Source organism: Desulfobulbus sp. (assembly GCF_031547805.1).
GTDB lineage: Bacteria > Desulfobacterota > Desulfobulbia > Desulfobulbales > Desulfobulbaceae > Desulfobulbus.
In genome coordinates, this window is record NZ_JAVBRQ010000043.1 from 49,047 (window position 1) to 70,361 (window position 21,315).

17 protein-coding genes and 1 pseudogene are annotated in these 21,315 nt (G+C 63.9%); 4 read left to right on the top strand and 14 right to left on the bottom strand.

The features are described 5' to 3' along the window. Nucleotides 1-153 precede the first annotated feature (153 nt). Together RMR13_RS14315 and RMR13_RS14320 are read left to right on the top strand one after the other, a co-directional pair. On the top strand, nt 154-813 hold the full coding sequence (locus RMR13_RS14315) for an HAD-IA family hydrolase (RefSeq protein ID WP_310601306.1): 660 nt from the start codon (nt 154-156) through the stop codon (nt 811-813). A 24-nt stretch (nt 814-837) separates the two neighbouring features. Then, nucleotides 838-2,442, top strand: a complete 1,605-nt coding sequence (locus RMR13_RS14320) for a DUF445 family protein (protein ID WP_310601307.1) — start codon at nt 838-840, stop codon at nt 2,440-2,442. An 88-nt stretch (nt 2,443-2,530) separates the two neighbouring features. Here the strand turns inward: RMR13_RS14320 and RMR13_RS14325 are convergent, their stop codons facing one another. The 7 genes from RMR13_RS14325 to tsaD form a co-directional block, all read right to left on the bottom strand. Continuing rightward, nucleotides 2,531-5,578 (bottom strand): OmpA family protein, encoded by a 3,048-nt coding sequence (locus RMR13_RS14325; RefSeq protein ID WP_310601308.1) that lies wholly within the window; start codon nt 5,576-5,578, stop codon nt 2,531-2,533. Nucleotides 5,579-5,619: 41 nt separating this feature from the next. After that, nucleotides 5,620-7,560, bottom strand: a complete 1,941-nt coding sequence (glgB, locus tag RMR13_RS14330) for a 1,4-alpha-glucan branching protein GlgB (protein ID WP_409070301.1) — start codon at nt 7,558-7,560, stop codon at nt 5,620-5,622. A gap of 73 nt (nt 7,561-7,633) precedes the next feature. Beyond that, complete coding sequence (locus RMR13_RS14335) at nt 7,634-8,851, bottom strand: iron-containing alcohol dehydrogenase (RefSeq protein WP_310601310.1); 1,218 nt, start codon at nt 8,849-8,851, stop codon at nt 7,634-7,636. Nucleotides 8,852-8,916: 65 nt separating this feature from the next. Next, nucleotides 8,917-9,603 (bottom strand): type II CAAX prenyl endopeptidase Rce1 family protein, encoded by a 687-nt coding sequence (locus RMR13_RS14340; protein WP_310601311.1) that lies wholly within the window; start codon nt 9,601-9,603, stop codon nt 8,917-8,919. Nucleotides 9,604-9,618: 15 nt separating this feature from the next. Further along, nucleotides 9,619-9,882 carry a hypothetical protein gene (locus RMR13_RS14345; RefSeq protein ID WP_310601312.1) on the bottom strand — a complete coding sequence of 88 codons (264 nt, stop codon included), beginning with the start codon at nt 9,880-9,882 and terminating at the stop codon, nt 9,619-9,621. Further along, nucleotides 9,879-10,766 carry a 16S rRNA (adenine(1518)-N(6)/adenine(1519)-N(6))-dimethyltransferase RsmA gene (gene rsmA / locus RMR13_RS14350; protein WP_310601313.1) on the bottom strand — a complete coding sequence of 296 codons (888 nt, stop codon included), beginning with the start codon at nt 10,764-10,766 and terminating at the stop codon, nt 9,879-9,881. Before rsmA ends, RMR13_RS14345 begins: the two co-directional genes overlap by 4 nt. 4 nt (nt 10,767-10,770) lie before the next feature. After that, nucleotides 10,771-11,775 carry a tRNA (adenosine(37)-N6)-threonylcarbamoyltransferase complex transferase subunit TsaD gene (gene tsaD / locus RMR13_RS14355; protein ID WP_310601314.1) on the bottom strand — a complete coding sequence of 335 codons (1,005 nt, stop codon included), beginning with the start codon at nt 11,773-11,775 and terminating at the stop codon, nt 10,771-10,773. A 102-nt stretch (nt 11,776-11,877) separates the two neighbouring features. On the opposite strand from tsaD, the gene moaA reads away from it, so the two are divergent. Further along, nucleotides 11,878-12,924, top strand: coding sequence for a GTP 3',8-cyclase MoaA (gene moaA, locus RMR13_RS14360; protein ID WP_310601315.1), 1,047 nt, complete (start codon nt 11,878-11,880; stop codon nt 12,922-12,924). An 18-nt stretch (nt 12,925-12,942) separates the two neighbouring features. Here moaA and RMR13_RS14365 read toward each other — a convergent pair whose 3' ends face one another. From RMR13_RS14365 to RMR13_RS14385, 5 genes are all read right to left on the bottom strand, one after another. Continuing rightward, on the bottom strand, nt 12,943-14,799 hold the full coding sequence (locus RMR13_RS14365; protein WP_310601316.1) for an ABC-F family ATP-binding cassette domain-containing protein: 1,857 nt from the start codon (nt 14,797-14,799) through the stop codon (nt 12,943-12,945). 36 nt (nt 14,800-14,835) lie between these two features. Beyond that, complete coding sequence (gene pheA, locus RMR13_RS14370; RefSeq protein ID WP_310601317.1) at nt 14,836-15,939, bottom strand: prephenate dehydratase; 1,104 nt, start codon at nt 15,937-15,939, stop codon at nt 14,836-14,838. Between the two features lie 192 nt (nt 15,940-16,131). Continuing rightward, nucleotides 16,132-17,124: a hypothetical protein gene (locus RMR13_RS14375; protein ID WP_310601318.1), complete on the bottom strand. Its 993-nt coding sequence runs from the start codon at nt 17,122-17,124 to the stop codon at nt 16,132-16,134. After that, nucleotides 17,124-17,579 carry a universal stress protein gene (locus RMR13_RS14380; RefSeq protein ID WP_310601319.1) on the bottom strand — a complete coding sequence of 152 codons (456 nt, stop codon included), beginning with the start codon at nt 17,577-17,579 and terminating at the stop codon, nt 17,124-17,126. The genes RMR13_RS14375 and RMR13_RS14380 overlap by 1 nt, the downstream gene beginning before the upstream one ends. 154 nt (nt 17,580-17,733) lie before the next feature. Next, the gene (locus RMR13_RS14385; RefSeq protein WP_310601320.1) at nt 17,734-18,195 is read right to left on the bottom strand and encodes a hypothetical protein; all 462 of its coding nucleotides are present in this window, start codon (nt 18,193-18,195) and stop codon (nt 17,734-17,736) included. Between the two features lie 275 nt (nt 18,196-18,470). Between RMR13_RS14385 and RMR13_RS14390 the strand changes: the two genes are divergently transcribed. Continuing rightward, on the top strand, nt 18,471-19,100 hold the full coding sequence (locus RMR13_RS14390) for an XTP/dITP diphosphatase (protein ID WP_310601321.1): 630 nt from the start codon (nt 18,471-18,473) through the stop codon (nt 19,098-19,100). Nucleotides 19,101-19,127: 27 nt separating this feature from the next. Here the strand turns inward: RMR13_RS14390 and RMR13_RS14395 are convergent, their stop codons facing one another. Beyond that, on the bottom strand, nt 19,128-20,975 hold the full coding sequence (locus tag RMR13_RS14395; RefSeq protein WP_310601322.1) for a U32 family peptidase: 1,848 nt from the start codon (nt 20,973-20,975) through the stop codon (nt 19,128-19,130). 204 nt (nt 20,976-21,179) lie between these two features. Further along, nucleotides 21,180-21,315 (bottom strand): annotated as a pseudogene (locus RMR13_RS14400) (IS1595 family transposase); the annotation flags it as partial.

Here is a 21,315-nt window from a genome sequence, read left to right on the forward strand (position 1 = left end):
AGACAGCCTTCCTCGACAGGGGATGGGAAAAAACATTTACGCCCGGAGAAAAGCCCGGTTATAGTGGCACCACTGTCGACGCCCGCGGAGCCTGGCGTGGATCGCGGTTGCGGCGGCGCAAGGGAAGAACGCGCTTCAAGGAGAATGTCTGCCATGCGGTATCATGCTGTCCTGTTCGATCTGGATGGAACCCTGCTCGATACCTTGGACGATCTGGCGTCCGCGGCCAACCAGGTGCTGGCCGACCGAGGATGGCCATCACACCCGGTCGATGCCTATCGGCATTTTGTCGGCGACGGCCTGCGGAGCTTGGTGGAACGCATGCTCCCGGCCGACCGGCGCGACGCCGAAACGGTTTCGGCCGCGGTGGCGGCGTTCCAGGAAACCTATGCCCGGACCTGGGATCGCCGGTCCGCTCCCTATCCCGGCATCGCCGATCTCCTCGACCGCCTGAGCGCCGGCGGCGTGCGGATGAGCGTCCTCTCCAACAAGCCCGACGCCTTCACCCGCCTTTGCGTCGAGCGGCTGTTGCCCCGCTGGCATTTCGAGCCCCTGCTCGGGCAGCGGCAAGGCGTGCCGAAAAAGCCCGATCCGGCCGCGGCCCTGGAAATCGCCCGGCTGCTTCAACTCGATCCCTCGCGGATTCTCTATGTCGGCGACAGCGGTGTCGACATGCGCACCGCCCATGCCGCCGGCATGGATGCGGCCGGCGTGCTTTGGGGATTCCGCGACCGGGCCGAACTGGTCCGGACCGGAGCCAAGCACCTCGCCGCCCGGCCCGAGGACCTGTTGCCGCTCGTCTTTTCGTCGTAACCGCTTCTTCGGGGAAAGACCACCGTGTTCACTTTCGATCCCGTCCTGCTCAGTTCCCTGGCTCCCCCCTGCATCGGGGCCTTTATCGGCTACCTCACCAACAAGGTCGCCATCCGCATGCTGTTCCGGCCGTTGCGGCCCTGGCATGTTTTCGGCATCCGCGTGCCGATGACCCCCGGGGTCATTCCTTCCCGGCGGCGCGAGCTGGCGGTCAACATCGGCGAAATGGTGGGCCGCCATCTCCTGACCAGCAAGGACATCGGCGCCGCCATTTCCGAGGAGCCCTTTCAGGAGCATCTCGCCCTGCTGGCCGAGCGCAAGATCCGCGAACTCTTTGCCCGGGATTTCGGACCGTTGCCAGAACTCGTCCCCCATCGTTTTCGTTCCTATTTCCAGGTGGGGGTCAAGACCCTGAAATACCGGGTGGGTGAGGGGGTCAACAACTACCTGGCCGGCCAGGCGTTCGAGGAAAAATTCACCGTCGCCGTGGCCGACCGACTGGACGAGCTCGGGCAACAGGAAATCGAGAAGCTGCTGAGCGCCGAAGCCAGGCGGGAAATCTATTTGCGCATCGACGAACTCATCCGCTCCGTCCTGTTCAGCGAACGGGCCGAAGCTTGGCTGGGCGGGCATCTGGCCGAAAGCCTGCGCCAGGCCGCCGCCCGCGGAGCGACCGCCGGCGATCTGGTTCCGTCCCAATTGGTCGATGTGATCCGCTCCCTGCTGCGGCAGCATGCCGGCCCCCTGTTGCAGCGCATGGGGGCCCAACTGGCCGATCCGGTGCTGCGAGCCCAGGTGGTCAAGGGCATCCTGGACGGGATCGATCACTTTCTCGACGGCCTCGGTCCGATGGGGGCCATGGCCAAGGGGTTTCTGGAGGCCGATACCTTTGAGCAGAAAATCGGCGCTTATCTGGAGGAAAAGGAAGCGGGGCTGACGGCCTGGCTCGGCAATCCCGAGGTCGGGGAGCGGATGGTGGCGGTGTTGGAGGAATCCATCGACGCCCTGTTGGGCAAGCGGCTCGATGCGCTGCTGGCGGATGTGGATGGGCAGCGGCTGGATAGTTTGTGTCGGGAATGCGCCAGCCAGATCATGGCCGCGTGCCGGAGCGAGGGCGCTCTGACCGGCCTGCGGGCCGTGCTCCATCTCGGGTTGGAGCATCTGCTCGACGGAGGCCGGCGGACCCTGGCCGATTGCGCCGCTCAATTCTCCCCGGACCGGGAAGGACGTCAGCTGCGGGAGACGATTGTGCGGGAAGGTCTGGCCCTGTTGCGCTCGAGCGCCAGCGAGCGGATGATCAACACGGCGGTGCACGCCATGATCGACGCCCTGCTTGCCCGGCCGATCGGCCGGCTCTACGATATCGTGCCCCACGGCGTTCGCCAGGGGCTGATCGAGTACATCGTGCTTACCACCAATCGGATGCTGCTTCAGGAAGTGCCGGGGGTGGTCGAGTCTTTGAACCTTAAACGGATCGTGACCGACAAGGTCGATTCGCTCGACCTGCTTCAGCTCGAACGGCTGCTGCTCTCGATCATGGAGGAGCAGTTCAAGTACATCAACCTGTTCGGGGCCTTGCTCGGTTTTCTCATCGGGTTGATCAATTTGGCGCTGGTCAAATTGGTGTGAATCCCGCCGGCCGGACCGGGAAGACACGCATAAAAAAAGCCCTGCCGTCTGGCAGGGCTTTTTTTATGTCATGGATGCACGGTGACGATCACGGCGCCAGCACGTGCAGCTCGATCCGCCGGTTTTGCTGTCTTCCCTCTGCGGTGGCGTTGTCGCCGACCGGGTTCTCGGCGCCGTAGCCTTTGGCTTGCAGGCGGCTGGCGGCAATGCCTTTGCCGCTCAGATAGGCGCTCACTGTCTGGGCTCTCTGGGTGCTCAACCGTTGGTTACGCTTGGCGTCGCCGACGTTGTCGGTGTAGCCGGCGACCTCGAGTTTGGTTTGGGGCGACTGCGTCAGCGCGGCCGCAATCCGGTCGAGTTTCTTCAGGGAATCCGGGGTCAGACTGGCGGTACCCGACGAGAAGACAATGCCTTCAAGGACGATGGCCGTCTTATCCTGCGGGCAACCCAGGGCGTTGACCGGCACCCCGGCAGGGGATCCGGGACAGAGGTCGGCGCTGTCGGCCACGCCATCCCGGTCGCTGTCGGCCTCGGCTGCCGGCTTGTCGGCAGGCTGAGCCTGGGTCTGGGTGGCAGCCGCCGGTCGCGGCTGGCCCTTGGCGGCCTCCAGCTGCTTCTGCAGCTCGCTGATCGCCGTTTGATTGGCGGTAAGCTCCTGCTGCAAGCCGTCTCGCTCCGTTTGCAGGATCTGCGCCTTCTTATTGGCCGCTTTCGTTTCCTCGTTTCTGGCCTCGGCCGCCGTGGTCGCCTCGTCCAGCTGGCTGCGCAGGGTGGCGATCTGCTGGTTGAGGGTGGGCACGAGATCCTGCTGTGCCTGCAGCTGATTTTTGTCGGTCAACTCCTTGACCCGGTTTTGCGCCTCGGCCAGCCCGGTTTCCAATTGCTTGACCTTGTCGCCAGCGGCAGTCAGCGATTCGTTGCAGCGTTTGGCAGCGGCTTCGCTTTCGGCCACCTTCTTTTCCGCGGCCACCTGGGCGGTCTGGGCCGCGGTCGCCTTGGCCTCGATCTCGGCAATCTGTTGCTTGATGCCGTCCAGTTCCTTGGTCTTGGTTTCGGCAAGCGCCAAGGCATTGCTTTTTTCGTCGAGGGTCTTTTTCAGTCCGTCGATATTCTGGGCCAGTGCCTGGGCCGCGGCCAGCTGGCCGGCCATATCCGTTTTCTCCTGCTCCAGCTGCTTGATGGTGGCATCGCTGGTCTCGGTCTGCTTGGCCGTCTCGCCCAATCGCGCCTGCAGGGCGGTCAGGGTTTCGGTCTGCTTGGCGGCCTGCTCCAGGGCAGCGTCCTTCTCCGCCATGGCCTTGCCCATCTCATCGTTCTTCGCCTGCAGGGCGGCCATTTCCTTCAGTTTGCCCTCGGCCTGGGCCAGGGCGGCAGCCTGGCCCTCGAATGCATTTTTCATGCCCAGCAGGTTGGTGTTATCGGCCTGCAAGGCCTCCAATTGACTGGTAAGTCCAAGTTTTTCATTGCGCAGCGAGGTGACCGTGGCGGTCAGTTCGTCGATCTTGGCCTGGACCCCGCCCAGTGCCGCCACCTTTTCCTTGAGCTGGCTCTGCAGGGCTTCCTTGCCTTCCATGGCAGCCGCCAGATTGTGCTCGGCTTCCGTCTGCATGGTCTGCATCTTGGTCCGGAGCGCTTCGAGTTCGCCGGCTCCCTTGCGGCTGTTTTCAATCTCGGCGGCGCACCGCTCCAACTCCTTGGCGGCCTGGGCCTTGTCCTTGCCCAAGGCGGCGATCTGCTGGTCGAGCTGCTCGATCTTGCCGGCGGCTTCCTGATGCACCCGGTCGAATTCCCGATTGCGCTCATCGAGCAGGCGTTGCACCGTGGCCACGGCCTGGGGTTGACCGGCAATCTCCTGCTTGAGCGATTGGATGGTCAGGATCGCATTGTCCAAGGCCTCCTTTTTTTCGGCCAGCGCCTGTTCCGCCGCCTTCTTCTGCTCGGCCAGCGCATTGGCCTGCTGTTCCTTTTCCGCACCCGACCGGAGCAAGGCCTCGGCCCTGCTTTCAGCCTGTTCCAAATCTCTTTTGGTGGCGGTCAGTCGGTCCACGGTTTCGGCAAGCTGTGCCTTGAACTGATCGGCGGCGCCGGCCTGGTTCTGGAGTTGCTGCCGGGCCTCGGCCAGCGCGGCCTCCTTTTCCTTGGCCGCTTGTTCGTTCTGCGCGCCAGCGGTCTGCATCGTGGCGATCTTCTGCTGCAACTGCTCCAATTCTGCCTTGGCGCGCTTCAACTCAGCCGCGCTTTTTTCCTGGACAGCGGCCATGGCTGCCAGCCGGTCTTCCCGGTCCTTGAGGATTTTGCCGGTGGCCGCTGCGGCCTGCATCTGCTGTTGGTTCAACTCCTGGCGGAGCTGTTCGATCTGGGCCTTGAGCTGGTTGGCGGCGCCGATCTGGTTCTGGAGTTGCTGCTGGGCCTCGGCCAGCGCCGCTTCCTTTTCCTTGGCCGCTTGGTCGATTTGGCTGCCGGCGGTCTGGATGGCGACGACCTTCTGTTGCAATTGCTCCAATTCGGCCTTGGCGCGCTTCAACTCAGCCGTGCTTTTCTCCTGGTCGGCGGTCATGGCTGCCAGCCGGTCGTCCCGGTCCTTGAGCATTTTGCCGGAGGCCTCGGCGGCCCGCTCCTGCTGCTGCTTCAACTCCTGGCGGAGTTGCTCGAGCTGGGTCTTGAGCCGGTTCAGTTCGGCGGTGGCCTGTCCTTTTTCTGCGGTCAACTCCTCGATTTGCTTGGCCTTCTCTTCCAGTTGCCGGTCCGGGGATTCGACCGTGCCGGTCGCTTCGGTTTGCAGGGCATGCTCCCTGGCGGCAATGGCCTCCTGGGCCTCGAGCAGTTGCTTGATCTGCCGATCTTTCCGCGCCAATTCTTCTTGTAGTTGCTGGAGCTTGCCATCGGCCGGCGTCTGGGCTTGGGGCTGGTCCACCGGTTGCTGTACCGTCAATTGGCTCGGCGCGGGCACCGAAGCCTTGTGCTGCTCGGCAAGAGGGGGGGTGGCACGCTGCTTGCCGGCTTGAACCTGGGGTGCCGCCACCTGGCCGTGGTCTTTGGGGGTTTCGGTTTCCCGGATGATCTTGCTGTTGAAATTGGCAAGCGCAACGTAGGCGACGAGGCCGGCGATGGAAAGAAGGATAAGTCGGATTTTCATGGCGAATGTGGTCGTAGGGTTGAGGTCACGAAAAAAAGAATTCAGGTGTCGTCATGCATGGGTTTGAGCCACAAAGTGGTCAACGGCGGCAAGGTCAGCGACAGGCACTGGCCGAAGGTGTGGCAGGCTTCGGGCAGGGTGGTGCATACCGGCCCGTTGTCGACTCCGCTGCCGCCATAGATGGCAAGGTCTGAGTTGATCAGCTCCCGGTATGCTCCGGCCCTGGGGACGCCGATGCGATACTGCCGGCGCACCACCGGGGTGAAATTGCAGACCACGACGATGAAGTCTTCGGAATCCTTGGCAAAGCGGAGAAAGGAAAGAACGGAATTGTCGGAATCGTTGGCGTCGATCCAGCGGAAGCCGTTCCAGTCGAAATCGATCTGGTGCAGGGCCGCCTCGGAACGGTAGACCAGGTTGAGATCGCGCATCAGGCGCTGGACGCCACGGTGGTTCGGTGCCTCCAGGGCCATCCATTCCAGGCCGGTGTCGTGGTTCCATTCCTGCCACTGGCCGAATTCGCCGCCCATGAACAGCAGCTTTTTACCGGAATAGCCCCACATGAAACCGTAATAGGCACGAAGATTGGCGAACTTCTGCCATTCGTCGCCGCTCATCTTGTTGAGGAGCGAACCTTTGCCGTGCACGGCTTCGTCGTGGCTGAGCGGCAGGACGAAATTTTCGTGGAAGGCGTACAGCATGCCGAAGGTCATCTGGTTGTGGTGGAAGCGGCGGAACAGGGCGTCCTTGCCCATGTAGCTCAGGGTGTCGTGCATCCAGCCCATGTTCCATTTGAGGGTGAAGCCGAGGCCGCCGATGTAGGTGGGCCGGCTGACCATGGGCCAGGAGGTCGATTCCTCGGCAATGGTCAGCACCCCCGGGAAGACGCCGTGCAGGGCTTCGTTGACCTTGCGCAGAAAGCCGATGGCGGCCAGGTTTTCCCTGCCGCCGTGCTCGTTGGCAATCCACTGCCCTTCCTGCCGTGAATAGTCGAGGTAGAGCATCGAGGCCACCGCGTCGACCCGGAGGCCGTCGATGTGATATTTATCGATCCAGAACAGGGCGTTGGAAATGAGGAAGGAGCGGACTTCGTTCCGGCTGTAGTTGAAAATCATGGTGCCCCAGTCCTGGTGCTCGCCCTGCATGGGGTTGGCGTGGGCATACAACTGGGTGCCGTCGAAGTTGTTCAAGCCGGCGCCATCCTTGGGAAAATGGGCCGGAACCCAGTCCAGCAGCACGCCGATGCCGGCCGCGTGGCACTCGTCGACAAAGAACATGAAGTCCTGGGGACTGCCGAAGCGGGAGGTCGGGGCGTAGAAACCGAGCACCTGGTAGCCCCAGGAACCGTCGAAGGGATGCTCGGCGATGGGCAGCAGTTCAATGTGGGTGTAGCCCAGCTCCTTGACGTAGGGGATCAGTTCGGCGGCCAGCTCGCGATAGGTGAGGTAGCGTTGGCCCCAGCGGGCATCCGGCATCCGGCGCCAGGAGCCGAGATGGACTTCGTAGATCGAAATCGGGCCGTCCAGGGCCTGGCGCTGCGGGCGGCCGGCAACCCATTCCTGGTCCCGCCACACGTAGCGGTCGAGGTTGGCAACCACCGAGCCGGTGCGCGGCCGTTCCTCCATGGCGAAGCCGAGGGGATCGGCCTTGTCGAGCTGCTCGCCCGTCTGGGCGGTGATCCGGTATTTGTAGACGGTGTGCTCGCCCAGGCCGGGGACGAAAAGCGTCCAGATGCCGGCATCGGACGAATGCATGGGATGGAGGCCGGAGTGCCAGCCGTTGAAGTCGCCGATCACTTCGACCTGGCGGGCGTTGGGAGCCCACACCGCGAAAACGACGCCTTCGTCCTCTCCATGGCGGACAAGATGCGCGCCCAGTTTCTGGTAGGCGCGCTCGTGTGTTCCTTCGCTGATCAGGTAGCGGTCGAAATGGCTGAGCCATTCCGCCGGTACAGCCCTTCCGGCCGGGATGTCGTGCTCCATGGTCATTCGCGCGCCTCTCTCGGTTTGCAAGATTGCAAAAACGTGTCCAACTTACCGCATTGACCGATGAATGTCATGGATAATGTCGCCATTCTCCCGGCAAATTGCCGTTGTCGGCATCCGGTCGGGCCAGACAATGGCGGAGAATGGCCGCGACCCGTTCCGGAGTGGAATCGGCCAGTCTCCAGACCCGGGCCAGGCCACGGGTATTGTCGGCGATGCGGGGAATGTCCGCCGCCGGAATGCCGAGATCGCCCAAGGTCAGCGGCGCGTTGACGCTTGCCAGCCATTGAGCGAACCGGGCAATGGTCCGGGCGGCCACCAGCTGCGGATCGGGTTCGTCCAGGCCAAACAGCCGTCGGCCGAGGCCGGCGATCCTTTGCGCCAGGACCGTTTGCTGGGCGCGGAGCCAGCCGAGCACAACCACCGCCATGCCGGCGCCGTGGGGGACGTCGTACAGGGCGCTTAGGGAATGTTCGATGAGATGCATGGGAAAGCCGACCCGGCCGAGGCCGGCAGCGGTCAGGCCGTTGAGGGCCAGGCAGGTGGTCCACATCAGGTTGGCGCGGCCGTGATAATCCAGGGGATCGCGCAGGCAGCGGTCGCAGGCGACCATGCTGTTTTCGATCAAGCCTTCCATCAGCCGGTCCTGGACCGGGGTGTCGGGATCGGCGGCGGTCAGATAAAATTCCAGCAGATGGCTGATGGCGTCGATCGCGCCGAAGGCGGTCTGGTCGGGTGGCACGGTGCAGGTGGCCTGGGGATCGAGGATCGAGGTCTTGGGGTGGAGCAGGCGATGGCCGAAGCCGAATTTTTCGCCGGTGCCCTCGTTGGTGAGCACCATGCCCGAGTTCATCTCCGAGCCGGAGCCGGCCAGGGTGAGCACCGTGGTCACCGGCAGGGCGGCTTTGAGGCTTTTTTTGCCGGTGAAGAATTTCCACACGTCGTGCTCGACCGAAACCCCGGCGGCAATGGCCTTGGCCGTATCGATCACCGAGCCGCCGCCCGCGGCCACGATCACCTCCGCTTGCCAGGCCCTGGCTTTGTCGATGCCTTGGCGGGCATGGGTGAGCACCGGATTGGCGCGCACATCCCCGTGCTCGGCCACCTCCAGGCCCGCTGCCTGCAAGGAGGCGAGAATCCGCTGGTACAGGCCGTGACGCTTCAGGCTGGAGCGGCCGTAGACCAGCAGCGCCCGCCGGCCCCAGGCTCTGGTTTCCGGGCCGATGGCCTCGACGGTACCTTGGCCGAACAAGATCTTGGTCGGATTATGAAAGACGAAATTGTGCATAACGCTGTCCGGCAAAAGAGAACAAGCCGCTGCCGCTGTCTGCTGTGGTAGCGGCCCGCCGGCGGCTACCAGAAATGCCAGGAATCAGTGGCGTAGACAAACAGGGCCAGAAAGATATTGGTGATTGCGTGCGCCGTGATGCAGGCGATCAAATCCTGTCGGCGGATGAGGAGCCAGGCCATCAGCAGGCCGTAGGCCACGGCGGCCGGCCATTCGGGCATCGTATGACCGGCGGTGAAGGCCAAGGTCGAGAGCGCGATGGCCATCCATGACCAACTGCCCGGCGGTACCTCATCGATGCAACGCCGGTCTAGGGCGACATGGAGCGGGTTCGCCTGTCCCGCTTGCCGGGCTTGATCCCATTGCAGCGCCAGACGGAAGGCGAATCCCCGCATCATCAACTCTTCGAACAAGGGGACCACCAATCCGGCGCTGAGCAGGCGCAAAAGGAAACTCGGCACGGTCCAGGGACTGGCCTCGTCCGGTTGGACAAAGGGCGCCAGCAACGCGAGCCACAGCAGCAGGCCGGCCAGACCGGCAACCGCGCCGGTGGCAATCGACCCCCACACCGGTTTGGGGCCGGTGAGGGGACAGTACCAGCGCCAGGCCCAGGCGAGCAGCAAGGGGACGATGATCAGGCGGCACAGATAGTTGGCGTGCGGCGCCAGGATTTCGTCCGGTATCGAGGCGATCCCCACATAGGCCAGGTAGGGCAGGGCATAGGGAAGCAGGAGCTGGCGGTTGGTGATCATGGCACGCCGGCCGGCTCAATCGTGTTCGGTCGGTTCCGGGGCGCGGGCGGCCCGTTCCGCCTGCTCCGCCTTGTCCCGCTTACGGGTACGGATGAAATCGATCACCGCCCATACCAGGAGGACGCCGCTGGCGATCCGGTTGAATAACTGGTGCTTGAGCATCTCCGGATCGGTGGTGAACCAGCCGTCGTACAGGCACCAGAGGCCGAGTCCGGCCAGGAGGACGGGGAAGACATAGGGGCTGATCTGGGGCGGGGCAGGTTTTTTTTGTTCCGTCATGGCGATGGCGAGGAAAGGCAGGGGTTGGGAGGGATGCCGGGCGCGAGTGCACGGCTTAAACGAACGAAATCTTCCAGGTTCAGGGTTTCCGCCCGGACCGAGGGGGCCAGGCCGCAGGCTTCGATGCAGTCAGCCAGCAAGGCTTTGTCGGGCCTCAACCCGGCGCCGGCCAAACCGTTGAGCAGGGTTTTGCGGCGTTGGCCAAAGGCGGCGTGAACGATTCGGGCCAGCAGGGCGCGGTCGAAATCGCCCAGGGCCTGCACCCGAGCCGGCCGGGGCTGAAAGGCGATACGGATCACCAGGGAATCGACCTTGGGCCGGGGGTGGAACTCCGCCGGATCGACCGTCAGCAGCGGCCGTACCTCGGCGCAGGCGGCTAGTAGCACCGTGGGGGTGCCGTACTCCTTGGTGCCCGGCCGGGCCATCAACCGCAGGGCCATCTCTTTTTGCAGCATGACCACGGCGAAATCCATCAGCTCGGCGTGCTCGATCAGGCGGAAGAGAAAAGGGCTGGAAATCGAGTAGGGCAGGTTGGCGACGATTTTCAGCTTCTGCCCCGGCGCGACCAGGGCGGCTAGGTCGACCTTGAGCACATCGGCGTGGATCAACTCGACATTGGCGGGCAGATCCTGCTGTTCCCGGTGCAGGCGGACAATGCCAGCGTCGGCTTCCAGGCCGACGACATGGGCGCAGGCCGCTGCCAGCGGCCGGGTGAGGGCACCCAGGCCGACCCCGACCTCGATCACCCGATCGTCGGGATGCAGCCCGGCCAGATCGACGATCCGTTTTGGGGTGCGCTCGTGCACCAGAAAATTCTGCCCCAGTTTTTTGTGGGGGGCCAGGCCTTGGCGCTTGAGGAGATGTTGAGTGGATCCGGCAGCCATGGCGTCAGTTGAGCGGAGAGCGGGAATAGGCGTCGGCGTCGGCTTCCGCCAATTGGCCGCCGAGAAACCGGTAGTAGCCGGCCAGGCCGATCATGGCGGCATTGTCGGTGCACAGCGCCGGTGCCGGCATGAACAACTCAAGCCCGTTACGGCCGCACCGTTCGGTCAGCACGGCCCGCAGCCGGGGGTTGGCCGCCACCCCGCCCCCGAGCACTATCCGGCGATGGCCGGTGCGTTCGGCCGCGGCCAGGGTTTTGTCGGCCAGGACATCGACCACCGCTTCTTGGAACGAGGCGCAGATGTCGGCAACGCTCGGGCCGGCGTCCTGACGGCGGCAGCTGTCGATCTGGGCGGCCACCGAGGTTTTGAGGCCGCTGAAACTGAAATCGAGGCTGTCCGCTCCCAACCGGGCGCGGGGAAAGGCGATGGTCGTCGGATCGCCCTCGGCGGCCAGGCGGCTGATCACCGGCCCGCCGGGATAGCCGAGGCCCAGCAGCTTGGCCACCTTGTCGAAGGCCTCGCCGGCGGCATCGTCCCGGGTCCGTCCCAGGCGGGTGAAGGTCAGGGGATCGTCGACCGCGAACAGCGAGGTGTTGCCGCCGGAAACGATCAGGGCGGTATAGGGAAAGGCCGGCGCCGGGTCCTCGAGTAGGCTGGACAGCAGATGGCCGGCCATGTGGTCGACCCCGACGCAGGGCAGGCCGCGCACCAGGGCCAGGGCCTTGGCAAAGGTGAAGCCGACCAGCAGCGAACCGACCAGGCCCGGTCCCTGGGTGGCGGCGATCAGGTCGATGTCGTCCAGGACGACCTCGGCCTGTGCCAGGGCCTCGTCGACCACCGGCCGGATCATTTCGATATGGCGGCGCGAGGCCAACTCCGGCACGATGCCGCCGAAGCGGGCGTGGATCTCGTTCTGGCTGCTGACCACCGAGGAGCGAATCCGGTTTTCCGGTTCGAGAACCGCCGCCGCCGTGTCGTCGCAGGAACTTTCAATGGCAAGGATAAGCATGGGTCGTCGGTTGCAATCGCCTCGTTTCGGTGTTATCTGTACGTTCAGGTTGTCCCCGCGCTCTGGGCAAGGCAACCAGTCCCACCCAGGCACCACATGTCAATGACACACGATAATACGCCCATCGCCTCAGCAGGAACCGGACTTGTCGATCTTTTCGCCCGCCCCATTTCCTACCTGCGCTTAAGCCTCACCGACCGCTGCAATCTCCGCTGCCGGTACTGCGTCACCGAAGAAGAATCCGACGGCTGCCTGACCAAGCTTGCCCACGACGAGCTGCTCTCCTACGAGGAGCTGTTGCGGGTGGCCCGGGTGGCGGTGGGCATGGGTATCGCCAAGGTCCGGCTCACCGGCGGCGAGCCCCTGGTGCGCCGCAACGTCATGCAGTTCATCCGCGACCTGACCCGGATCGAAGGGCTGGACGACGTCCGCATCACCACCAACGGCGTGCTGCTGGAACGCTACGGCCGGGAATTGTACGAGGCCGGCGTGACCAAGGTGAACATCAGCCTCGATTCCTTCAAGCCCGAGCGGGTGGCGGCGATCACCGGGGTCGACTGTTTCGACCAGGTCTGGCGCGGGGTGGAGACGGCGCTGGCCCTCGGTTTCTCCCCGGTGAAGCTCAACATGGTGGCCATGCGCCATGTCAACGACGACGAACTGGCCGATTTCGCCCTGCTGTCGCGGCGGCTATCGGTGCAGGTGCGGTTCATCGAGTTCATGCCCATCGGCGAATCCAGCCGCTGGAACGCCGATACCTATATCGGCACCGACGAAATCATGGCCCGCATCGCCGCCTTGGGCGAGCTGATTCCCCTGGAGAAGGGGCGGAGCGACGGTCCGGCCAAAGTGTATCGCCTCGGGGCGGATGCGGTGGGGACGCTTGGCTTTATCAGCCCGATCAGCCACCATTTCTGCAGTCGGTGCAACCGCCTGCGCCTGACCTCGTCCGGCGGGCTCCGCTCCTGCCTGCTCCACGACCACGAAATCGACCTGCGGCCGGTGCTGCGCGACGGCTCGGGCGACGAGGCCCTGCGCCAGGCCCTGCTGGCCGCCATCCGCAACAAACCCGAAGGGCATCATCTCGACGAACGGCTGCGCCGCTCCGGCAGCGACTGTCACGGGCGGATGTCGCGCATCGGCGGCTGACCGCCCGGCCCCGGCCCGCTACTCCGCCATGCCCTGGCGGATTCGTTCCAACTCGTTCCAACGGTCGTAGAGCAGCTCGGTTTGGGCCTGCATCTCCAGCTGCTCCTGCCAATACCGCTGCAACTGGCCCGGATTGGCCACCACTTCCGGCGCGGCCATCAGCGCTTCCAGCTCGCCCAACCGGGCTTCGGCGGCGAGAATCTTCTCCTCCATCTGGTCGTATTCGCGCTGGTCCATGTACGAGAGCTTGCCCGGCTTGGGATTGGCGGCCGGTTTTTCCCTGGCCAGCGGCGGACTGTCGGCGGTTTCTTCCCGTTCGCGTCCTCGTTCCCGCTCCTCGAGCATGGCCAGCCATTGGTCGTAGTCGGCGAAATATCCGGCCCGGCCGGCGCCGTCGAAACCGAGCACCAGGTTGCAGACCCGGTCGAGGAGGAAACGGTCGTGGGTGACCAGCACCAGGGCGCCGGGAAACTCGCACAGGCTTTCTTCCAGGACATCGAGCGAGGGGATGTCGAGGTCGTTGGTCGGCTCGTCCAGCAACAGGACGTCCGCAGGCTGGAGCATCAGCCGGGCGATGAGGATGCGGGCCTGTTCGCCGCCCGAGAGCCGGTAGACAGGGGTTTCCAGCTGGTCGGTCCGGAAGAGAAAGCGTTTGGCCCAGGTGACCACGTGCAGCGCCTGCCCCTGGTAGATCACGCTGTCGCCTTCCGGGGCCAGGGCCCGGCGCAGGGTGGCGTCGGGGTCGAGGGCCTGGCGCCGCTGGTCGAAGCTGACGATGCGCAGGCCGTCGGCCAGGGCAATGGCGCCGGCGTCCGGCAACAGGCCGCTGCGGCGCGTGGAGGAAGCCAGAATCCGCATCAGGGTCGACTTGCCGCTACCGTTGCGGCCCAGCAATCCCAGGCGCAGACCGGGGGTGAGATTGACGTCCAGGTCGGAGAACAGGGTTTGGCCGTTGAAGCCCTTTTCCAGGCCGGTGGCGGTCAGCAATTTCTTGGTTCGGCGGCCGGTGGCGTCAAAGGCGATGCCCACCTGGCCCAGGGAGCGGTTCCGGTCCCGGATTTCGCCGAGTTCGTCCTGAAGGCGGCCGGCCTCCTCGATCCGGTAGCGGGCCTTGGTGGTGCGGGCCTTGGGGCCGCGGCGCAGCCATTCGGTCTCGCGGCGGACCTTGTTGGCCAGTCGTTCCTCCAGGCCCTGCCGCTGAAGCAGGTAATCGGTCTTTTTTTCAAGGAAGTCGGCATAGCCGCCCCGCACCTGGAACGAGCCCTCGGGATAGACCGGGGCCAGTTCGATCACCCGGTTGACCGTGTTTTCCAGAAAGCGCCGGTCGTGGCTGGCCATGAGCACGGCGGCGGGACTGTCGGGCAGGGCGGAGCCGAGCAGGCGTTCGAGCCAGAGGATGCCCTCGATGTCCAGGTGGTTGGTCGGCTCGTCCATGACCAGGATGTCGGGCCGGCAGACCAGGGCCCGGCAGACGGCCAGCCGCTTGCGCCAGCCGCCGGACAGCAGGCGGACCGGCTGCTGCGGATCCGGGAATCGGGCCCGGCTCAACAGGGCGTTCACCCGACTGTAGCGCTCGGTCTCGTCGATGTCGAGGCCTGCGCAGGCGGCATAGAGGTTGTCGGCGCAGCCCGCTTCCTCGACCAGGACGTCCTCCTGGGACAGATAGCCGATGCGGAGCAGCTTCTGGACGAAAACGGTGCCGCTGTCGGCCGGCTCCAGCCCGCACAGAATCTTGAGCAGGGTCGATTTGCCCGAGCCGTTGGGGCCGATCAGGCCGACGATATCGCCGGCATTGACGACCAGGGTGACCCCGGAAAACAATTCCTGGGCGCCGAAGGCCTTGGTCAATCCCTGGCAACTGAGGAGGGCGCACATAGGGGCGGAGGTCGCGGTGTACCGGCTGTGGGCGCCCTAGTCGAGGCGGCCGTTGAGGTTGATGTCGTCGGCCCGCGGGTAGGAGCCGAGCAGCTCGAAATAGGCGCAGATCTGTCGAAGGATGTTGCATGCCTCGTAGATGACCGGATCCTCAATGTGGCCGATCATGTCGAGGAAGAAGAGATAGCTCCACTGCTTGTCCTTGGTCGGCCGGGACTCGATCTTGGCCAGGTCGATGTTCTTGGCCGAGAGGATGGTCAGAATCTCGTTGAGCGCCCCGGGGCGGTTGATCAGGCCGATGAGGATCGAGGTCTTGTCGCGGCCGCTCTTGATGGGCGATTTACGGCCGATGACCAGAAAGCGGGTGGTGTTGCCCTGATAGTCCTCGATGCCCGGAACCACCACCTGCAGGCCGTAGGTGTTGATGGCCAGCGAACTGGCAATGGCGCCGATGTTGGGATTGTTGGCGGCCATCTGGGCGGCGGTGCCGGTGGAGAAGACATCCAGGGTGGGGATCTTGGGCAGGTTTTTCCGCAGCCAGTTGCGGCACTGGGCCAGCGGCTGGGAGTGGGAGGCCACGGTTTGGATGTCCTCGATGTTGCCGGAACGGTTGACCAGGTTGTGGGTGATGGCCAACTGGAGTTCGCCGCAGATCTTGACTTTGTAGCGGAGAAAGGCGTCGAGGGAATAGGTGACCGCGCCTTCGATGGAATTCTCCACCGGGACGATGCCGTACTTGACCCGCTCCTTTTCCACTTCCTCGAACACCTCGGCGATCGATTCCATGGCCAGGTATTCGGCGGTCTGCCCGAAGTACTTGACCCCGGCCAGATGGGAAAAGGTGGCTTCCGGACCGAGATAGGCGACCGAGGCTTTGCGCTGCGACAGGCGGCAGGTGGTGATGATTTCGTGGAAGATCGAGCGGAGCGCCTTGTAGGGAAAGACGTCGTTGTTGCTTTTTCGCAACCGTTCGTAGATTTCCAGCTCGCGTTGGGGGTCCCATTTGGCCCGGCTGGTTTCATCCTTGAGAAGGCCGATGGCCTTGGCGCATTCAAGACGTTCCTTGAGGAGCTCGAGAATGGTGTCGTCGATCTGGTCGATGCGCTGGCGCACCTCGGGAATGCTCGGTTTCTGGTCCATGTTTGTACGTGGAAAAATGCTGGTGGCAACCAGGGTTGGGCGCAAGGCGCGGTTCAAAGACCTGATTAACTTTACCACTATATAGCATTGTTCACCTGTCTTGAAAACAATTTCAGCGGACCGGATCGTTTTCGGATATCCGGGAAAAAAGACCGGGTTCGGACAGGGGAACGGCTGCTTTTGGGGACAGGGCTATCTGGTCAATTGCCGTACCACGGTAGCGAGATCGGCGTGGATTTCTTCCACGGTTTCGTAAAAAACCTCGGTGCCGGCCGAGAAATGACGCAGGATATTGTTGAGCGAGTCGGGAATATAGGGAAAAAGCTTCCGGAGGTTGACCACCCGATTGCGGGCCAGCAGGGAGAAGTCGCCGGGCACCAGCGAATGGGCCACCGCCTCTCCCAGGGACGGGTCGGCCAGGATCTCACGGGGGTGAAAGTCGCCCCGCCCGGTCAGATACAGCAGGATGTTGCCCAGTTCGAACAGGTCGAGGGCGAACGGTTTTTCCGGCAGGTGGAAGTCGTAGTCGAAATCGATCCAGTAGAACTGGCCGGTGTCGCGGTCGACGAAAACGTGGTCCCGCCGGATGTCGCCGTGGCGGAAACCGTGGTGGTGCAGAAAGGCGATCCCTTCCAGGCAGCCGAGGAATCGGGAGAGGATGCCGGGCAGCTCGTCGCGGAAATAGTCGTGGTGGCTGCTGCCGGTGTGGATGACCTTGTCCAGCCGGTTGCCGGCCACCGGCACCAGGACCCGTACCTTGTTGCCGACCGCGTCCACCAGGGTTTCGCCCTGCATGAAGTTGGGATGCCCCTGCACCAGTTTCAGGATGCGCGCCTCCTTTTCGGGGCTGCGGTAGCAGGTGACCGCAAACCGGCCGAGCCGCATGGTAAAGGTTTCCTTGAACTCAAGCTTGAGGATGTAGTGGGCCAGGGTGGCCAGGTCCACCACCTTCGGCACCCAGGGCTTGATCTGCTCGTCCACCCCGAATCGGCCCTCCTTGGTGTAGGAGGTGATCAGAAAATACCGGCCCTCTACGGCGATGACGTCGCCGTAGTCGATGGCGGTGAAATCGGTAGTGTCGGTATAGACCCGGGAAGGCCGCCGCAGGCTGCGGGCGACCCTGTGTTGCCGCAGGTTGCGGGCCTCGAGTTCCGGCAGGATGCTGATACTCTGATAGGGAATCATCAGCCGATCACCCAAACCGCGATATCGCGGCCGTTGTGGATGAGGGCGTTGGAAATCGAGCCGAACAGGAATTCCTCGGCCTTGGAAATGCCGCGTTTGCCCACCACGATCGTACCGTATCTCTCCTTGGTCTGGAGTTCGAGGATGGCGGCGCTGATCGATTGCTGACCGGCGATCCGGCAGCGGGTGGCGATGGCCTGGGGCGCGACGCCGTGGGATTGGAGGATCGCGCCGGCCTTGGCGAACAGCAGTTGGGCCTGCTGCTCCTGCGCCATTTGATAGTCGGTCAGACTGGCCCCGGATTGCGCGTAATCGGGCGGCGGTTCGGGATAGATGTGGAGCAGGCAGAGGTGGATGTCGTCCAGGTGGCCGGCAATGTTGCCGACATAGGCCACCGCGTTGAGGGAACGGGAGGAATCGTCGATGGCGATGATGATCCGTTTCCAGTCGCTCATGGGGAACCTCCTTGCGGACAATGGGAACGCGGCCCCGACAGGGTGATGCTGTGCGTGCTTATTTTTTCCTTATTCTCTTACAATAGGGCGCCTTGGCGGCAGGGACAAGTCCTTGCAGTGCGGGGAGAAGTGCTGCGGGAAGGGGGAGGGGACTCTAGGCGCCGATCCGGCCGGCGGCGTGGATGAAAAAGAGTTGCCAGGATTCGGAGACGTTGACGATGGTGGCGCCGATGATCTTGCCCTTCCAGTCGGTCCGTTCCCAACGCGGCTTGATGTGGAGGACCGGCAGGCCGGGGTTGTCGCTGGAAAACACGGTCAGGCTTTCGGCGTCGCGGTAGAGCGGCTCGGGCAGGTTGCGCAGGCAGATGCCCACGGGGGAGATGTTGTCGATCTCGGCCGTGGCGCACAGGCAGCCGTCGGTGACCCGTACCAGAGTGGCCTTGATGGGAATGCGCGGGTGGCAGCGATTCTCGACCGGGGGCGGGACGGAGGCGGCGAGGTCCTCATCGGCCGGCAGGCCGGTGGATTGCCGCCATCGCCGCTGCATCGCCCGCATCAACCGGGATATCGGCGGGGCGCCTTGCGCAGAAATGTCATCGTCCGGGGTCGAGGTCATGGAGCCGTTCAGGAAAAGGGAATATTGCAATTTTCATTGGTGTAAAGGAATAATTCCTATAATAAGGGAGGAAAGCGGCGAAGGCAAAGAAAAGAAGGTATTGCAAGTAAAATGGATAAAATTACGGAGGGATAGGCTTTGGATAGATAAAACGGCATCCGGTTTCGGGTGTCACGGTTTTGTGGAAAAAACAGCGGGATGAATCCGTGCCGGCCGCAGAGCGGGACCACATTGGCGGACCGGGGCGGCTGGAACGCCGTAAGGGGATGAACATTATGGAAAATGTGATCGTGCTGGCAACCGGCAATCGGCACAAATACGCGGAACTGCGGCAAGTACTCGGCAATCTTCCGCTTGCGCTGCGCGGACTGGTCGATTTCGCGCCCGTGCCCGAGGCGGTTGAAGACGGCGTCAGCTTTGGCGAGAACGCCTACAAAAAAGCGCACCATTACGCGCAAGCGTACAATGTGCCCTGTCTGGCCGACGATACCGGCCTGGTGGTCGATGCCCTGGGCGGCAAGCCGGGGGTCCATTCGGCGAGGTATGCGGGGCCTGGGGCCACGGACCGGGCCAACTGCGAACGGCTGCTCCGGGAGTTGGCCGATGTCGACCGCCGCACCGCTCGTTTCGTCTGCGTGCTCACCCTGGTGGCCCCGAACGGCGCGAGCCTGTCCTGGGAAGGGCGATGCGAGGGGGAGATCATCACCGAGTGGCGGGGCGAGCACGGGTTCGGCTACGATCCCCTGTTCCTCGTTCCGCAATTGAACAAGACCCTGGCCGAGATCCCCTTGGCGGAAAAGGAGGCCTACAGCCATCGGGGCAGGGCCTTGGCGCAGTTCATGGGCGAATTCGATCGGGTGCGGGAGTGGTTGCGGCGGCAGGCAACGGTACGTCGGGCGCCCTGATCCCGGCGGGTGACGGCCTGGCGGCCGCTATTGCCGCCCGGTTTGCCGCCGAACGATCATTTCGCAGGCCGCGCAGTCGAAGGTGACCGTATACCGGCCGGTTTTATCGGCAAGGATCAAGGGTTCGGCCGCAGCCTCTTCCTGTCCGCCCGATCGCGGGCAAATCCCCAGCTGAAAGCGCAGGCAGTACTTGGTGGTCATCAGGGCGCAATCGGGCGCGTCGGCGGCCCGCAGCGTCTGGTGCTCCACCTGGCGCACGCCGTGGCGGCGATAGAAGGCGGCGGCGTGGCGGTTGGTGATGTTGTCCCGGTAGTCCACCTCGGCGGTCGGCCAGAAAACCTCGTTGGGGAGCAGGTGGCGGACAGGCGGGGTGTATGCCTGCAGCCGCGCCCGCAGGTGGGCGGCAAAGCCTTGCCGCCGTAATTCGTTGAACGAGGCGGCGGGAACGAAGAGATCCGGCCGGAGTTCGACCGCGACCTCGATGACCGAAAAGAGGGTCTCACCGCTTTTGCTCAACTGCCGGCGGGCCACGGCTTCGATCGCGCCGGCCGCGCGCGCCTGCTGTTTGGGCATTGCCAGGGCCGCGCTGGACACGATCCCGTCCTCGTCGACAAGGGTAAGGGCCAGTCCCTCGATCGTTTCCTCCACCCGCATCCGCACCGCGATGGTCCGGCAGAGGGTGCTGCGCGCCAGGGCCTTGTCGAATTCGCTGTCGCGGTTCCGGTATATCTCCGTGCCCACGGACAGGCGCAGCCGGCCAATGCCGTCCCTGGGAAAGACGACGTTCCCTTCGGCCCGGTTCACCTTGATGCCGACCAGCACGCCTTGCGGATCGAAAAAGCAGAGCCCGTCGTCGTTGTGAACTGCCTCCTTTCCGGAGACGGTGAACGAGGCCGCATCCAGCGCCAGCACGCGGCCCATCCTCTTGCCGGTCGACTTGGGCGTGCGCAGGTTGGCCACCCGGTTTCTTGTCCTGGTGAGAAAATAATCGGTGGCGCCCCGATGAAACGACCGTTCCGGGTCCGGGACAAAGGCAAATGCACACTGGCCGGAAGAGGAGCGGGCCAGGTCGGGGCGCGCGTGCAAAAGCGCATCCAGGGCCAATCGGTAGGCGGCGGTGACGTTTTTGACGTAATTGGCGTCCTTGAGCCGGCCCTCGATCTTGAACGAGCGGATGCCGGCATCGGACAGCGCGGCCAGATGGGCGGAAAGATCCAGGTCCTGCAGGCTGAGCACATAGCTGTTTGCGGCCACGACCCGGCCTTCCCGGTCGAAAAGGTCGAAGCGGTGGCGGCAGAACTGGGCGCACTGGCCCCGGTTGGCGCTCCTGCCGGCCACGATCTCGCTGAAATAGCATTGGCCGCTGTAGCAGACGCACAGCGCCCCGTGGACGAAAAATTCCAGGGGAACGGTGGTGGCGGCGCGGATTTCCCGAATTCGGGCCAGGCTCAATTCCCGGGCGAGCACCACCTGGGCAAAGCCCGCCTGCTCGAGGAATCGGACTTTTTCCACCGTGCGGTTGTTCATCTGGGTGGAGGCGTGGAGGGGAATGGGCGGCAAATCCGCCTCTAGCAGGCCCACATCCTGGATGATCAGCCCGTCGGCACCGAGCGCGTGCAGGCGGTGGCACAGCGCCACCGCTTGATCGAATTCGCGGTCTTCAAGCAGGGTGTTCAGGGCCACGTAGACCCTGGCGTGAAACCGGTGGGCATAGGCCGCCAGCCGTTCGATGTCGGCCAGGCTGTTGCCCGCCGCCGCCCGGGCGCCGAAGAGCGGGCCGCCGATGTAGACGGCGTCGGCGCCGTGGTTGATGGCGGCAAGACCGCAGGCGAGATCTTTTGCGGGGGCCAGCAGTTCGAGGGACGATGGATCCATGGGGCAATCGAGCGGTCGAGTAAATATCGTGGATCGGGATCGGTATTTTTTCGTCTTCACCCGCGGTGGCGTCGCGGGATCGAACTCGGGCGGCGCATGGTTGCGTCTTGCCCGGAGAGTTGTCTGGGCTGTCTGCATCGCGGTTGTGTGGATTGATACGCCGTTTCCCGGAAAAATCAATTCATTTGCCAAAAAAAATACTGATTACCATCGAATCTCAGCTTGCTTCAGGAGGTGTTGCGGGATGGGTTGGGTTCGCAGAGCCACATGAATCAGCCGATTCACCATAGTGTGCAATTGGAACCGCCGATTGAAGCGATAGCAGAATTCGGCAAGGTAC